This is a genomic window from Paraburkholderia sp. MPAMCS5, from assembly GCF_036016995.1.
GTDB lineage: Bacteria > Pseudomonadota > Gammaproteobacteria > Burkholderiales > Burkholderiaceae > Paraburkholderia.
The window spans coordinates 62322-76535 of record NZ_JAYXBK010000018.1 but is presented as its reverse complement, the minus strand read 5'-3'; the positions used below and the strand labels follow the sequence as shown (position 1 = coordinate 76535).

At 62.8% G+C, this 14214-nt stretch carries 11 protein-coding genes and 1 pseudogene; 8 read left to right on the top strand and 4 right to left on the bottom strand.

Translation table 11 applies throughout. From position 1 onward, the window contains the following. Positions 1 to 15: 15 nt before the first annotated feature. A complete protein-coding gene (locus VOM14_RS27635; RefSeq protein WP_327631911.1) occupies positions 16 to 894 on the bottom strand; it encodes a TetR/AcrR family transcriptional regulator in 879 nt (292 codons plus the stop codon). A gap of 273 nt (positions 895 to 1167) precedes the next feature. Here VOM14_RS27635 and VOM14_RS27630 point away from each other — a divergent pair, with 273 nt between their 5' ends. The 5 genes and pseudogenes from VOM14_RS27630 to VOM14_RS27610 all read left to right on the top strand — a co-directional run bounded on the left by VOM14_RS27630 (position 1168) and on the right by VOM14_RS27610 (position 7406). Then, positions 1168 to 2253, top strand: coding sequence for a porin (locus VOM14_RS27630; RefSeq protein ID WP_327631910.1), 1086 nt, complete (start codon positions 1168 to 1170; stop codon positions 2251 to 2253). Between the two features lie 55 nt (positions 2254 to 2308). Then, the gene (locus VOM14_RS27625) at positions 2309 to 3607 is read left to right on the top strand and encodes an MFS transporter (RefSeq protein WP_327631909.1); all 1299 of its coding nucleotides are present in this window, start codon (positions 2309 to 2311) and stop codon (positions 3605 to 3607) included. Positions 3608 to 3723: 116 nt separating this feature from the next. Beyond that, complete coding sequence (locus tag VOM14_RS27620) at positions 3724 to 5085, top strand: aspartate aminotransferase family protein (protein WP_327631908.1); 1362 nt, start codon at positions 3724 to 3726, stop codon at positions 5083 to 5085. 3 nt (positions 5086 to 5088) lie between these two features. Beyond that, a pseudogene (locus VOM14_RS27615) lies at positions 5089 to 5997 on the top strand (amidase); the annotation flags it as partial. A gap of 1127 nt (positions 5998 to 7124) precedes the next feature. Then, complete coding sequence (locus VOM14_RS27610; protein ID WP_327631907.1) at positions 7125 to 7406, top strand: phosphatase PAP2 family protein; 282 nt, start codon at positions 7125 to 7127, stop codon at positions 7404 to 7406. Here the strand turns inward: VOM14_RS27610 and VOM14_RS27605 are convergent. Continuing rightward, positions 7399 to 8334 carry a LysR family transcriptional regulator gene (locus tag VOM14_RS27605; protein ID WP_327631906.1) on the bottom strand — a complete coding sequence of 312 codons (936 nt, stop codon included), beginning with the start codon at positions 8332 to 8334 and terminating at the stop codon, positions 7399 to 7401. The two genes, VOM14_RS27610 and VOM14_RS27605, sit on opposite strands and share 8 nt — an antisense overlap. 145 nt (positions 8335 to 8479) lie before the next feature. Here VOM14_RS27605 and VOM14_RS27600 point away from each other — a divergent pair, with 145 nt between their 5' ends. Together VOM14_RS27600 and VOM14_RS27595 are read left to right on the top strand one after the other, a co-directional pair. Beyond that, complete coding sequence (locus tag VOM14_RS27600) at positions 8480 to 9859, top strand: NAD(P)H-dependent oxidoreductase (protein WP_327631905.1); 1380 nt, start codon at positions 8480 to 8482, stop codon at positions 9857 to 9859. A gap of 94 nt (positions 9860 to 9953) precedes the next feature. Beyond that, positions 9954 to 11258 (top strand): MFS transporter, encoded by a 1305-nt coding sequence (locus tag VOM14_RS27595; RefSeq protein WP_327631904.1) that lies wholly within the window; start codon positions 9954 to 9956, stop codon positions 11256 to 11258. Positions 11259 to 11658: 400 nt separating this feature from the next. Here VOM14_RS27595 and VOM14_RS27590 read toward each other — a convergent pair whose 3' ends face one another. Both VOM14_RS27590 and VOM14_RS27585 read right to left on the bottom strand, forming a co-directional pair. Beyond that, entirely contained in the window at positions 11659 to 12807 is a 1149-nt protein-coding gene (locus VOM14_RS27590) for a WD40/YVTN/BNR-like repeat-containing protein (RefSeq protein ID WP_327631903.1), read from the bottom strand. 34 nt (positions 12808 to 12841) lie between these two features. Then, complete coding sequence (locus tag VOM14_RS27585; protein WP_327631902.1) at positions 12842 to 13111, bottom strand: MoaD/ThiS family protein; 270 nt, start codon at positions 13109 to 13111, stop codon at positions 12842 to 12844. A gap of 519 nt (positions 13112 to 13630) precedes the next feature. On the opposite strand from VOM14_RS27585, the gene VOM14_RS27580 reads away from it, so the two are divergent. After that, positions 13631 to 14206 carry a hypothetical protein gene (locus VOM14_RS27580; protein ID WP_327631901.1) on the top strand — a complete coding sequence of 192 codons (576 nt, stop codon included), beginning with the start codon at positions 13631 to 13633 and terminating at the stop codon, positions 14204 to 14206. Positions 14207 to 14214 lie beyond the last annotated feature (8 nt).

The window sequence follows — 14214 nt, the reverse complement described above, 5'->3', positions numbered from 1 at the left end:
GCTCGACTGCATAACTTACTTCGCGAGCATGCGTTCCATGCCCGCGATGGTGACTTCCACGAAGGTCTCGAAGCTCGAATCGAGTGGCACCTCGCTGCCGCTTTGCCAGCGCACGATGAACGCGCGGTTCGCGAGCGCGGGGAGATGACGCGCGAGCGTTGGGTATTCGAGTGCGCGGATGTCGTGGACCTTTTCCTGCAGCTGGTTCGTCCAGACCTCGAGATCGTCGGTGGGAAGTGGCGCGAATTCGAGTGTCGCGAACCCGACCATGCTAGCGACCACGACGTTGTACATGTCGGCGAGCCGCGCTTCGTCGTAGCCCGCCTGCAACAGCACCGCGAGAATGCGGTCAATCAGCAGCGGGCTCAGGCTCGCATTCGACACGAGTTGCGCGCCTACCAGTTGGGCGACGTTCGGATGCTGCTGCACTGACCTGCGGTAGCGGCGGAACAACTCGCGAAACCAGTCCTGCCAACTGAGCTTGCCGATTTCCGGCGCGACGCCCGCCATAGTCGCCTCGACCACTGCCGCGAGCAGCGCGTCGCGATTGGGCACGTGCCAATAGACGGCGGTCGGATAGACATCGAGCTGGCGCGCCACTTCGCGAAGGCTGAAGGCCGTGAGGCCATTCTGATCGATCTGGCCGATCGCCACCGCGACGATGCGTTCGCGCGTGAGCGCCTTGTCGGCGGCCGTAGCTTTCTTTGGGGCCGCGCGGCCTGCGCGCTTCGCGGACGCTTCGGCTGAGGCTTTGGTCGACGTCTTAGGCGGAGCTTTCGTCGCGCGCCCCGTCCTGCCCGCATTCGCACTGTTCGCTGCGGCTTTCGTTGCGGCTTTCGTTGCAGGTTTCGACGTCTTCGCTGCGGTTTCCGTTGCGATCGTGGCTTTCTTCACATGTGATCCGTTATTCGATGAAGCGCCCGGCGCGCCACGCTGGCCATTGAGCTCAAGTGGGGTCGGGTTGGACAAGGTTTTCATTGTATACCGCACAACTGTCTCTTCACCGCGACGCCGGGCGCATCTCCATTTTTTTCCTGGTTGCGTTTCCGTTTCGATCGCTCTATAACCTCGTCTTGTTCACTGAACAATAAAACAATGTTCGAGGAACAGATAGGCGGAGGACAACGTTCAGCCGCGACATTCACACGACGGGCATCGGAGATCGTTATGAAATGGACAGTGTTGGGGAGCGCGATGGGCCTTATGGCGGCGAGTGCCGCTGCGCACGCGCAATCGTCGGTCACGTTGTACGGCGTGATCGATGATGGGCTCACGTTCGTGTCGAATCAGGGCGGCCATCACGCGTACCGCATGGACGACAGCATCAGCCAGGGCGATCGCTTCGGCTTTCGCGGCGTGGAGGACCTGGGTGGCGGCCTGAAGGCGATCTTCAATCTCGAAGGCGGCTTCAACCCCAACACCGGTGCGTCGCGTCAGGGCGGTCTGGAATTCGGGCGACAAGCGTATGTCGGGCTGCAAAGCGATCGCTTCGGCACGCTCTCGCTCGGCCGCACCTACGACCAGATGACGACCACGCTGATCCGCTATCACTCGGGCTACTGGTCCGGAATCTACGCGTTCGACGCGGGCGATCACGATCGCATCTCCGGCAACTGGCTCAACAACGTCGTGACTTACGTGAGCCCGACCCTGCGCGGCCTGCGTTTTTCCGCGCAATACGCGTTCAATTCGCTCAGCGCCCCGGCTAACAACTACGGCGTCGCATACAGCCTGAGCGCGACCTACGAGCACGGTCCATTCAGCATCGGCGCGGCGACCACCAGCATTCACGACTACACGGTCACGCCCGGCAGCAGTCTTGGCGTTGGCAGTTTCCTCGGCGTCGATGTCGCGTTTGCGTCGCGAGCCGTGGTGGTCGATCGTTATCGCACGGCGGGCGTGGGCGCCTCGTACGACTTCGGCATTGTGGGTTTGTCGGGCCTGTACACGAATACGCGCTACGAGAAGGGCGCGAATGCGTCGACGATGCAAAGCTTCAACGCGGTCCTGCACGCCAATCTGCGCCCGGATCTCGTGCTCGCGGGCGGCTACGGTTATTCGAGGATGTCTCCGTATCAGTGGAACGAATTCAACGCGGTGCTCGACTATCTGCTGTCGAAGCGCACCGACGTGTATCTGAGCGCGAACTACGACAAGGCCAACGGCGGCGCACGCGCTGTATTGGTGACGCTGCCGATCTCGAGCAACGACAAGCAGCTTGCCGTGCGGGTGGGTATTCGCCACAAGTTCTGATTCTCGCCACTGCGCCAAGTCACTCCTTTTCCCTGTCTTCCTGCCGGACGCGATCATGAACAGCTCATCTCACGCAGCCCCCTTCGATGCCACCACGCCCGCCACACTGCGCGCCGAGCAACGGCGCGCCATCGGCGCAGGCATGGTCGGCTATATCCTCGAATGGTTCGACTTCGGCGTGTACGGTTTTCTCGCGGCGATCATCGCGAAGAACTTTTTCCCGTCGACGGACGAATTCACGTCGTTGCTGGCCTCGTTCGCGGTGTTCGGCGTGGGCTTCGTCGCGCGGCCGATCGGCAGTCTGGTGCTCGGCCGCATCGCTGACGTGCGCGGTCGTCACATCACGCTCGCCACGACGATGATTCTGATGGCGGCCAGCACCGTCGCGATCGGTTTCCTTCCCACGTACGAGCGCATCGGCGTCTGGGCGCCCGCTCTGCTGGTCGGGGCGCGTCTCGTGCAGGGTTTCGCGGCGGGCGGCGAGTGGGGCACGGCGGCGGCGTTTCTGGTGGAGTGGGGCGGCGCGAACCGGCGAGGCTTCTTCGGCGCGTTCCAGCAATCGAGCATTGCGGCGGGTCTGCTGCTGGGCTCGCTTGTCGCGGCCATTCTGAGTAGCGCACTCGACGCGAATGCGCTCGCCTCGTGGGGCTGGCGCATTCCGTTCTTTCTCGGTGCGTTGCTCGGGCCCGTGGGCATGTACGTGCGCCGCCGCGTGCAGGAGTCGCCGTCGTTCGAAAGCGAAGCGGCGCGCGCCCACACCCTGAGCGGCACGCAATTCGCGAAGTCGCTCTTTCACGCGTTTTCGTTCGTGATCTTCTGGGCCGTGAGTTCGTACATGGTCGCGGTGTATATGCCCACGTTTGCGAACAAGTACGCGCATATCTCACGCGCAGAGGCACTGTGGACGAGCACCGCCTCGCTCGCCACGGTGATGATTGTCGCGCCGCTCATGGGCGCGCTATCCGACCGCATCGGCCGCAAGCCCGTGCTGCTCGCGAGCTGCGCGTTCTTCGTGCTGCTTTCGTATCCGCTCTATGCATTCATCGTGTCGGGCATCGGCTTCAAGACGTTCTTCTGGACGCAATTGCTGATGAACGTGGTTTTCACGATGTACTCGGGCGCGGGTCCGGCGGCGCTCGCGGAAATGTTTCCGACGCGCGTGCGCTCCACGGGCGTGGCGTTCGGCGGCGCGCTCGCGACGATACTCGGAGGCTTCTCGCCGTTCCTCACCACGTGGGCGATCGCGTTGACGGGCGCAAGCGCCAATGCGGGCTGGCTGCTTGCGGGCAGTGCGCTGTTCACGCTGCCCGCGCTCGTGATGATGAAGGATCGTGCGCACGAAAAGTCGATCTGATGCGCGATCTGATTTGTCGCGCGAGCCGCTGCAAAACTCGCTGTGAAATTGTGTTGTTCACCGTACAATGAACTATTGTTTATAGATCCACCGTTCAACGAAGCAGGAAATCCAGAATGATGACGTCGATCCTTCCCGAAGCGCGGGATTCCGCCCGCAGCAAAGCCGCCACGGTCGGCGAGGCGCTTGCGGCTGCCGCCGCCGCGTACGCCGCGCGCAACCCGCAAAGCGCGCAGCAGTACGAGCGCGCGACCGAAGTCATGCCCGGCGGCAACACGCGTTCGGTGCTGTTTTACGAGCCGTTTCCGCTGACGATGACGAAAGGCGAAGGCTGTCGCCTGTGGGACGCGGACGGTCACGAGTACCTCGATTTCATCGCCGAATTCAGCGCGGGTATTTACGGCCATTCCAATCCACAGATTCGCGCGGCCATCGACGCCGCGCTCGACGATGGTCTGAATCTGAGCAGCCACAATCTGCTCGAATCGCGTCTGGCGAAAGCAGTGTGCGAGCGCTTTGCCTCGCTCGAAACGGTACGCTTCACGAACTCGGGCACCGAAGCCAATCTGATGATGCTGGCCACCGCGAAGGCGTTCACGCGGCGCGACAAGGTGATCGTGTTCGTGGGCGCCTATCACGGCGGCGTGCTCACGTTCGGGCGCGGCGCGAATATCGTCAACGTGCCGCACGACTTTCTCTACGCTGAGTACAACGATCTCGACAGTGTGCGGCGTTTGCTCGATGAAAACCCCGCTGAAGTCGCGGCAATTCTCGTCGAGCCGATGCAAGGCGCGTCGGGTTGCATCGTCGGCGAAATGGGCTTTTTGCAGGGCCTGCGCGAACTCGCAACCGCACACGGCGCGCTGCTGATGTTCGACGAAGTGATGACCTCGCGGCTCGCGCCGGGCGGCTTGCAAGCCGCGCTAGGCATCGCACCCGATCTCACGTCGCTGGGCAAGTACATCGGCGGCGGCATGTCATTCGGCGCATTCGGCGGGCGCGCCGACATAATGAAGCTGTTCGATCCGCGCCAAAGCGGCGCACTGCAGCACGCGGGCACCTTCAACAACAACGTAATGACGATGGCGGCGGGCTGGACCGGCCTCACGCAGATCTATACGCCTGACGCGGCGCGTGCGCTCACGACGCGCGGCGACGCGTTGCGCACGGCGTTGAACGCGCGCTTCGAAGCGGCAAACGTGGCGATGCGGTTCATCGGTATCGGCTCGCTGATGAATCTGCAGATCACCGGGCGACCGGTGCGTTCGGTGCGCGACATCGACGCATCGATGAACGTATTCAAGGACCTGTTCTTCTTCTATCTGATCGAGCAGGGCATTTATATCGCGCGGCGCGGTTATGTTGTGCTGAGCCTGCCGGTCGGCGATCCGGAGATGGCCCGCTTTGAAGCGGCGGTCGCGGGTTTCATCGAGCGCTATGGGCTCCTGCTGCCGCGCGGCAGCCAACCCGCGAGCTAACGCATGGGTCTCGTCGAACTGTCCGCGCCCGAATTGCGCAAGTTGATCGGCAGCAAGGCTGTATCGCGGGTCGAACTCACCGACGCGTGCATCGCGCGCATCGAGACGCTCGATCCGTACGTGAACGCCATGGCCGCGACCGACTACGACGCGGCCCGGCGCGCGGCGCGAGCGGCGGAAGACGTCGTGATGCGCGGCGCGCCGCTGGGCCTGCTGCATGGTTTGCCCGCCGGCATCAAGGATCTCGAAGCCACGGCCGGCTTGCTCACCACGCACGGCTCGCCGCTGTATCGCGACCTGGTGCCGAGCGAGGACAACCTGCTCATCGCGCGCTTGCGGGCAGCAGGCGCGATCGTCGTCGGCAAGACTAACGTGCCGGAACTGGGCGCGGGGGCGAATACGCGCAATCCCGTGTGGGGCGCGACGGGCAATCCGTTCGATCCGAACCGGAATGCGGGCAGCTCGTCGGGCGGTTCGGCCGCCGCGCTCGCGTGCGACATGCTGCCGGTATGCAAGGGTTCCGACACGGGCGGCTCGCTGCGCATTCCCGCTGCTTTGTGCGGCGTGGTGGGGTTTCGTCCGTCGCCGGGGCTCGTGCCAAGTCCGCGCAAGCTGCTGGGCTGGACGCCCATTTCAGTGGTCGGGCCGATGGGGCGCAACGTCGCTGAGGCGCGTCTGCAACTCGCGGCGACGGCCGGGCTCGATAGCGGCGATCCGCTCAGCTATGACGTGGATGTCGAGGCGTTTCTCGCGCCGCGCGAGATCGATTTGAGCCGCCTGCGTGTGGGCTGGACCGAGGATTTCGGCGTGTGCGATGTCGACGACGACATTCGTCGCACGTTCCGCCGTAAGCTCGACGCGATGCGCGGCATGTTCGCCGAATGCGAGCCGATCGACGTCGTTCAGGGTGAGGGCTCCCCTCACGAAGGCCGGAGAGGAGGGACTTCATTGGTCTGAGGCATCGACGATGACTCTCCCGTTGGCCCTAAACCCCGGCAAATCTGTGTAAAGGGAGCTGGCCGGGGATCAGTTGCGACAAGCCATGTGTGGTCGGGCCTGCGGGCTTCGCGTGCGGCCGCAACCGAACGGTCGCCTTGTGGCGTGATGACCCTGTTCGCGGACGTCAACCCACGCTCCCCATGAGCCGCACGTTCTGCTTGATCGCTCGCCACATCTCAACGCCGACGACGGCCGCACTTACCGGATCTGTCCCAAAAATACCGATCCTTGGGAGGGTATCGAGAGGCTGACCGTGGCCGGCGGTAGTGCCTTTGGGGCACATGGCCCTCCTGTAGTGGACGGAACGGAGAATGCTGCGTGTCTGATGACGGACCGCATCCAAAGCGTCCGCCTGCACGGCGGCATCCAGAAAGCATTTGCGTTTTTCTACTGCCGTAGCGTTGAATGGACGTGCGGCTCACGTCCACCTTGCACCTCGCTTCTGGACGGTAGAAAACGACGATGAGCCCTTCAAGGAAAGGTTGTAGCGCGCGTCTGATCAGCATGGGCACACTGATCGCCCTAGGCGGCACAGCGGTGTTTGGGCGCGGCATATTTCTCGCGCCAGCTGGTGGTGGCTGGTATGACGAATTCGCGGGTACGGGCTTCTTTATCACGGGCCTCGCCTTGGCGACGGGTCGTCCATGGGTGCGCGGCTGGCATGCAATGTTTCTTTTCGTCACGCTACAGTGGACGCTCCTCGAAGCACACCCGTTATCCTGGGAGCTGGAAGCTCGCATCATCGTAGGAGTCGTCGCTGGGGCAATGTTGCTATTGCCCGCCGTTGGCCGGGATCTGATCGCATCGCCATGCGGTTGCGTTACTCTGATCGGCCGCACGGAGCGGTCGCTGTTGTGGTTTGATGCTGCTCCCGCGGCGCTCGCCGCAAGCGTCCTGTTGAGTATCGCTGCATGCGGGCTCACAATCTGTTTCCGCTACGCAGGTGTTGATGGTGTGACGCAGGTTGCGTCGCGCAACGCTCCTCAGTTGGCCCTCGCTGTCAAGGGGCAGACGAACTCGGTAGTGTCCAAGACGAACGAATGCTTCAACAGTCGCATACAGACTGCGCGGTCTTCGTGTGTCTACCGCGCGTCTATGTGAGGCTGCATTATCCGACCGACGTCATCGGAGGCGCGCTCATCGGCGCATTTTGCGCATGGCTGCTGACACGCAAGCCGATACGCTCCCGCATCGCGCCGGTGTTCGTGCGATTCATGGAATATCGGCCGGCCGTGGCCTACATGCTCGCCTTTCTGTTTTTGTTCCAGCTCGCGACGATGTTCGATGAGCCGCGTTACCTCGCGACGTTGATCATCAAGTAATTGCACCGTGGGTAGTTTGATTGACTGCTTCCAGCGAATCCTCCAGAAACCACCTCCCCGCACATTCATTGCGGATGAAGTCCGCGAGCCATCTGACGCGCGCGACATCGCGTGTTTCCGCGAGCGTCACGAGCCAATACGACCGCGATAACGCAATCTGTTCGGGAAACAGGCGCACGAGATTGGGATCGGTGCGCGCGATGAAGCACGGCAACGCGCCGAGTCCGACTCCGCCCGACACGGCGGCCGCCTGACTGATGACATTGGAAATGCGAATCGTCGGCACGAGAGAATTCGAAATCTGCGGCAGATAGTTCAACTCGGCGGACCACATCTGATCCTCGACATATCCGACCCACGGATGCTTCAGCAAATCGCGCCGCGACGCGATCTTCCGATGCCGCTCCAGATAATCGCGTGACGCATAGACGCCTAACGCATAGTCGGTCAGCTTGTGCGCATACACGCGCCCTTGCGCGGGCCGCGTCATGCTGACGGCGAGATCGGCCTCTCGCTTCGAAAGACTGAACATGCGCGGATTCGCGATCAGCTCGATCTCCAGTTGCGGGTGCACGGCTGCTATTTGCGCGATGCGCGGCGCGAGGAAATAGGTGCCGAATCCCTCCGGCGTGCCGATGCGCACGCTGCCCGTCAGACCGATCGACGCATCTTCCAGCCGCTGGCGCATGCGCATCGCAAGGCTCTCCATGGCTTCCGCGTCGCTGAGCGCGCGCTCGCCTTCGGGCGTGAGCACGAAGCCGAGCGAACTGCGATCGAAAAGCCTTGCGCCCAAGGCCTTTTCCAGCGCGGCGACGCGCCGGCTCAAGGTCGAATGATCGACGCCCATCTGTTGCGCCGCGACCGTGAGCCGGCCTGCGCGCGAGATGGCGAGGAATGCCTGAATGTCGTCCCAGTCGAAGCCACGCATGTGAATTTCTGCACAAAGCGGTTGCCAATTTGCCCATTCTATTGCAAAAAACATGCTGCTATCTTCTCCCTGAACTCTGCGAACACAGAGAACGCGGCGCCTCGCACCGGTCGCGAAAGCGCTGACAATTCAGGAGACACACAACATGTCGCTCATCGCGAAACTCAATACCCGCGCCCAGGAAGGCAAGCCAGTGAAGGTTGGTCTGATCGGCGCGGGGAAATTCGGCTCCATGTATCTGTCGCAGGCGCCGCGCACGCCGGGCATTCATCTGGTCGGGGTGGCGGATCTGTCGCCCGAGCGCGCGCGCGCGTCGCTGAAGCGCGTGGGCTGGGAAGAAGCGCGCTATTCCGCGCGTTCATGGACCGAAGCAAGAGCCAACGGCTCGACGTTCATCACCGACGACGCCGACGCGATGATCGCGAGCGATCACGTCGATATCGTCATCGACGCGACGGGCAGCCCCGCGGCGGGCATTCATCACGCGCTTCTGTGCTGCAAGCATCGCAAGCACATCGTGATGGTCAACGTCGAAGCGGATGTGCTCGCCGGTCCGCTGCTCGCGCGCCGCGCCGAGGAAGCGGGCATCCTCTATTCGATGGCATCGGGCGACCAGCCCGCGCTCATCGCGGAGATCGTCGACTGGGCGCGCACCATCGGCATGGAAGTGATCTGCGCGGGGAAGGGCACGAAGTACCTGCCCATCTATCATCAATCGACGCCCGACACCGTCTGGGGTCACTACGGATTCACCGAAGAGCAGGTCGGCTCCGGCGACTTCAACGCGCAGATGTTCAACTCGTTTCTCGACGGCACGAAGTCCGCGCTCGAAATGGCGGCGGTGTCCAATGCCTGCGATCTGCGTCCACCCGCCGATGGCCTCGCGTTCCCCGCATGCGGCGTCGATGATCTGCCGAGCTTGCTGCGCCCGGCATCGGACGGCGGCATCCTGCCGCATCGCGGAAGCGTGGAAGTAGTGTCGTCGCTCGAACGCGATGGCCGCCCCGTGTTCCGCGATCTGCGCTGGGGCGTGTATGCGGTCTTCGAAGCGCCGACCGATTACGTGCGCGACTGCTTTGCGCAATACGGCCTCAAGACCGACAGCACGGGCCGCTTCGCCGCGATGTACAAGCCGTATCACCTGATCGGCCTCGAGCTCGGGCAATCGATCGCGAGCATCGCCGTGCGCGGCGAAGCGACGGGCGCGACGACGGGCTTTCATGGCGACGTCGCGGCCACGGCGAAGCGCGATCTGCGTGCGGGCGAGCGTCTGGACGGCGAGGGCGGCCATACCGTCTACGGCAAGCTGATGCCCGCCGCCGATTCGCTGATTCAGGGCGCATTGCCCATCGGGCTCGCGCATAACGTCGTGCTGCAACGTCCGGTCGCGGCGGGACAGCCCGTGCGCTGGAGCGACGTCGCATTCGACGCCAACAAGGAATCGGTGCGCGTGCGACGCGAAATGGAAGACATCTTCCGCGCCGAGATGAAGCTGGAGGTGCCCGCGCAAAAACTCGCCAGCTAAAGACATGAACGTTGTTTGATCCCGTGCGCCCGGTCCATTCGATGGCCCGGGCGCTTCGCACTCTCAACGCCCGGCAAAGGGCGACGGAGGAGACATGAGCCAAATCAGCGAAACGCTAGGCGTCGCACAATCCGGCACGGTGGACGTGTATCGCAAGATCACATGGCGCATTATGCCGTTCATCGTGCTGTGCTATCTCAGCAATTATCTGGATCGCGTGAACGTAGGCTTTGCGAAGCTGCAGATGCTGTCCGATCTCGGCTTCTCCGATGCCGTCTATGGCCTGGGCGCCGGCATCTTCTTCATCGGCTACTTCATCTTCGAAGTGCCGAGCAATCTGATTCTGCATCGCGTGGGCGCGCGGCGCTGGATCGCGCGCATCATGATCACGTGGGCGATCATCTCGGCGCTCACGCTCGTCGTGAAGACGCCGTCCCAGTTCTATCTGGTGCGCTTTTTGCTGGGTGTCGCCGAAGCGGGCTTCTCGCCGGGCATCATGCTGTATCTCACGTACTGGTTCCCCGCAAAAAGGCGCGGCTTCGCGTACGGCGTGTATTACATCGCGATTCCTCTCGCGGGCATCGTCGGCGGCCCGCTGTCGGGCTGGATCCTGTCTGCGTTCAGACATTCGGGCGTAATGGCCGCGTGGCAATGGCTCTTCCTGATCGAAGCGATTCCGGCGCTGATCGTCGGCATCATGGTGCTGTGGCTCATGGTCGACAAACCGAGTCAGGCGAAGTGGCTGACCGACGATGAAAAGCGCCTCGTCACGCATGCGGTCGAACGCGAGGAAGCGGACAAGACCTCGCACCACAACGCGCGCGAGTTCCTCTCCGACGTCAACATCTGGAAGCTGTGCGGCGTGTACTTCTGCCAGATCATCGGCCTCTATGGCCTCAGCTTCTGGTTGCCGTCGATCATCAAGGACAGCGGGCTCACGAATATCGAGCTGATCGGCTGGCTCTCGGCGATTCCGTATATCGTCGCAATTCCGGCGATCATTCTCACCGGTATGAGCGCCGACAAGTTCCGCTCGCGGCGCATGCATTTCTCGGTGGCGCTCGTGATCGGTGCGATCGGCTTTGCGGCGAGCGGTTACGTGGGGCATCAACCGGCGCTCGCGGTGATCGCGCTGAGCGTGGCGGCAGCGGGCATCCTGTCGGCGCTTTCGCTGTTCTGGGGCATTCCCGCCGCGTTCCTCGCCGGCACGTCCGCGGCGGCGGGCATCGCGGGCATCAATTGCGTCGGCAATCTCGCGGGCTTCGTGTCGCCCTATATGGTCGGCTGGCTCAACGTGACCACGCACAACAACAGCATCGGGCTCTATGCGGTCGCGGGATTCATGGTCATCGGGGCGTTCGCGGTGCGGGCGATTTCGGGCAAGCTTGCGGATCGCTGATCTTCAGTTTGATCAAGAGCGTCCGCCTGGTGCGGGCGCTCTTGGCGGGAGACTGAGTTTCGTCGGAATGCGACATTTCAAATTGGGCGTGCGACAAACCCAAAGCTGATAATTTTTTATGTGAATCAGCTACGCTGCCAAGATGCTGAGGCGACGGCTTCGATTTCAGTCTTCCGCAACCGGGCCAGGAACGGCCATTCGTCAGAATCATTCTCCCGGACGCACAGGGGCGGCTCCGCACCTGCAAACGGCCATTCGATTGGCGAAAATGAGCCGCCTCCCGCCAAAAGCTGTCTCTCGCACGTCCGCGTGACTGCCGGTGCTGATCAGACGTTCGGCAAAGTGTCAAAAAGTCTCTTGTGACAAGCCGAGCTACATCTCACCAGCCCGCCTCGTGCTCTCATCCAAACCGAACACAATAAGCAGGCGGCAAATGCGCCGAAATCAAATGCCAGCTTTCGCCGCCGTCGTCGGACGTCCATAGCGCGCCGGTGGTCGACGCCATCGCGAGGCGCGTGCCAGAGTCATCTACAGCGAGCCCGTGCCGATACACGAGGTCATACGCCGGTGCAGGCGGCAACCCGTTCGAGAAACGCTCGAACGTGCGGCCGCCGTCGCGTGTGCGCGTGACGACGAACTGGCCGTCCACCGGGATGCGGCACTGGTCTTTCACGGCGGGCACAAACCACGCGGTGTCCGGCTCGCGCGGATGCACGGCAACCGCGAAGCCGAAGCTCGACGGCTGCGCTTCGATCCGCTGCCAGTGCGCCGCGCCGTCGGTCGAGCGGAAGATTGCGCAGTGATGCTGCGTCCACAGCGCCTCTGGGCTTGCCGCGCATTGCACGACGCGGTGCGGGTCTTGCACGTTGGCATCGCCGCGCCGCTCCGGCGGCATGTAGTCGGCCTCCATGCCTTCGGCACTTACGCGCCAGGTCGCGCCGCCGTCGGCGGTTTGCCAGACGCCGCCACACGACACGCCGATTGTCACGTGCCGGCTGTCGCGCGGATCGACCATCACGGAATGGATGCCGGGCGCGTCGTAGCCGCCTCCGAACCATTCTCGGCGCTCCGGGCGATCCCACAGCGCACGGTTGAGCACCCATGTGTCGCCGCTATCGTCGGAGCGGAAGAGGCCGCCGGGAATCGTGCCGGCCCACAGGACGCCCGGCTCGTCCGGGCCGCCGGTTTCGAGCGACCAGATTTGCTGGAGCGTCCAGGGAGGGGCCGGCGGGCTGGGCACGGCCGCGCTCGCGTTGTCCGCGCTCGTGTCCGCGCCGTCACCGGTATGCGTCTCGTCGGCAGGCTGCGGCGGGTAGACGGGGACAGCGCATTCTTCCCAATCCTCTATGCCCGCGCGCCGGCGATGCAGCTTCACGCCGAAGTGGCCGAGGTTGAGCGCGGCATACAGCGAACCGTCGCGCGGATCAGACAGCACCATACTCACCGGCTCGCCGACGAAATAAGGCTCACCGAGCGTCCAGCCGCCCTCGCCGTCGGCTTGCAGAACGAACAATCCCTTGCGGGTTGCAACAAGCAATCGATCGCTCATGTGGAGTGTCTCCTGGAGTAAGAGCGGAATCTTCTTATCCGCCCGACAACGCCTGTATGACGTAAACCCGGCTTTCCTCGCCGAGCGCATCGGACAGATGTTGTCGGTCGCGCACCGGCCGTCCGTCGACAAACACGGCGAGATGCTTTCGCAGTGAGCCTTGATCGTCAAGGATGTACCCGCGCAGTCGAGGTTGCGCGGCGAAGACGGCCTCCAGTGCTTCGCCGAGCTTGCGCGCGTCGATCTCGCGCTCGGGCGTTGCGATATGCCGTTGAATCGAAGCAGCGAAGAAGATGTGCGCCATGGCGGGACAGCCGAGCGGGAAAGGCCTATGCGTCGATTCTGCAGTTTAGACGATCCGCAAGGTGTTTCGGGGCATCGCGCTACAACAGACGACAGGTTGTGCCTCTGAAGCGGCCGTTGCGGTATCGCGAGTCCGAAAGGCCACCCAGGAATCCGCCAACCTGTCGGCACGTTGATGCCGGTACCTGCGCGTCTGCTATGGCGATTGGGGCGTTTCACAGGATCACTTTCGCGACGGGATCCGTCTACTGCGAAGGACGTCTATTGGCCCTCGGGGCGGGCGCAAAATATCGTTATAAAAAATAAAACGATTGTTGTTGCAATTCCTTCGAACTTGTTTAATATGAGCGCGCGAAAAACAGTGCGCATCTGGGCTGGCGCCGTTTGTAAATCGAGATAAGACGCTGCAGATTTTCGAAGGATCACATGCGACGACGCACGGACCGAACGGGCTCACGAATATCTGCAAGGTGTTCGTTTTAAATAGCGGCAAAGATGGCGCAGGCCGCCAGTGACGAGAGTGAACGCAGACGTGCGAGTCTGTAAAAAACAAACTCCTGCACCCGGCCCGCAAAAAATTTCTCACGGGGAGACCACCCATATGTGCTGCAACTTGAAAGTTGCGTCGCTCACGCTCGCCTGCCTGTTTCTCGTGTCAGCATGCGGGTCGCGCGATCACAGCAATGTAGCGACGTCGGGAGACACGAAGGTCTCAGTCGACGCAGTCCGGGCAGCTCTCGACCAGAAGAACTTCGGGCTGGCCGCATCGCTAGCCGAGAAGCTCGCCACGCAAGATCCGGCCAATGTCGATACATGGCTTGTCGCGGCTGACGCGAAGGCCGCGTCCGGGAGCCGTCTGGGTGCGCTTGCTGCGCTGGAGAGTGCCCTCAAGCACGGCATGCGCGATACCATTCGTGTCGATGAGGACCACTATCTTGATGGCATCCGCTCATCGGGCGAGTACCGCGCGCTGCTAGCGCGCTTCGGGCTCGTCCAGCCAGCCGCACAGGCGGGCGACACCTCAATTGCCGAAACGGCAACCGGCACCGTCGTGCGTGCCGGCGACGTATCCGTCACGATTCCCAATACGAAATAAAACAGACC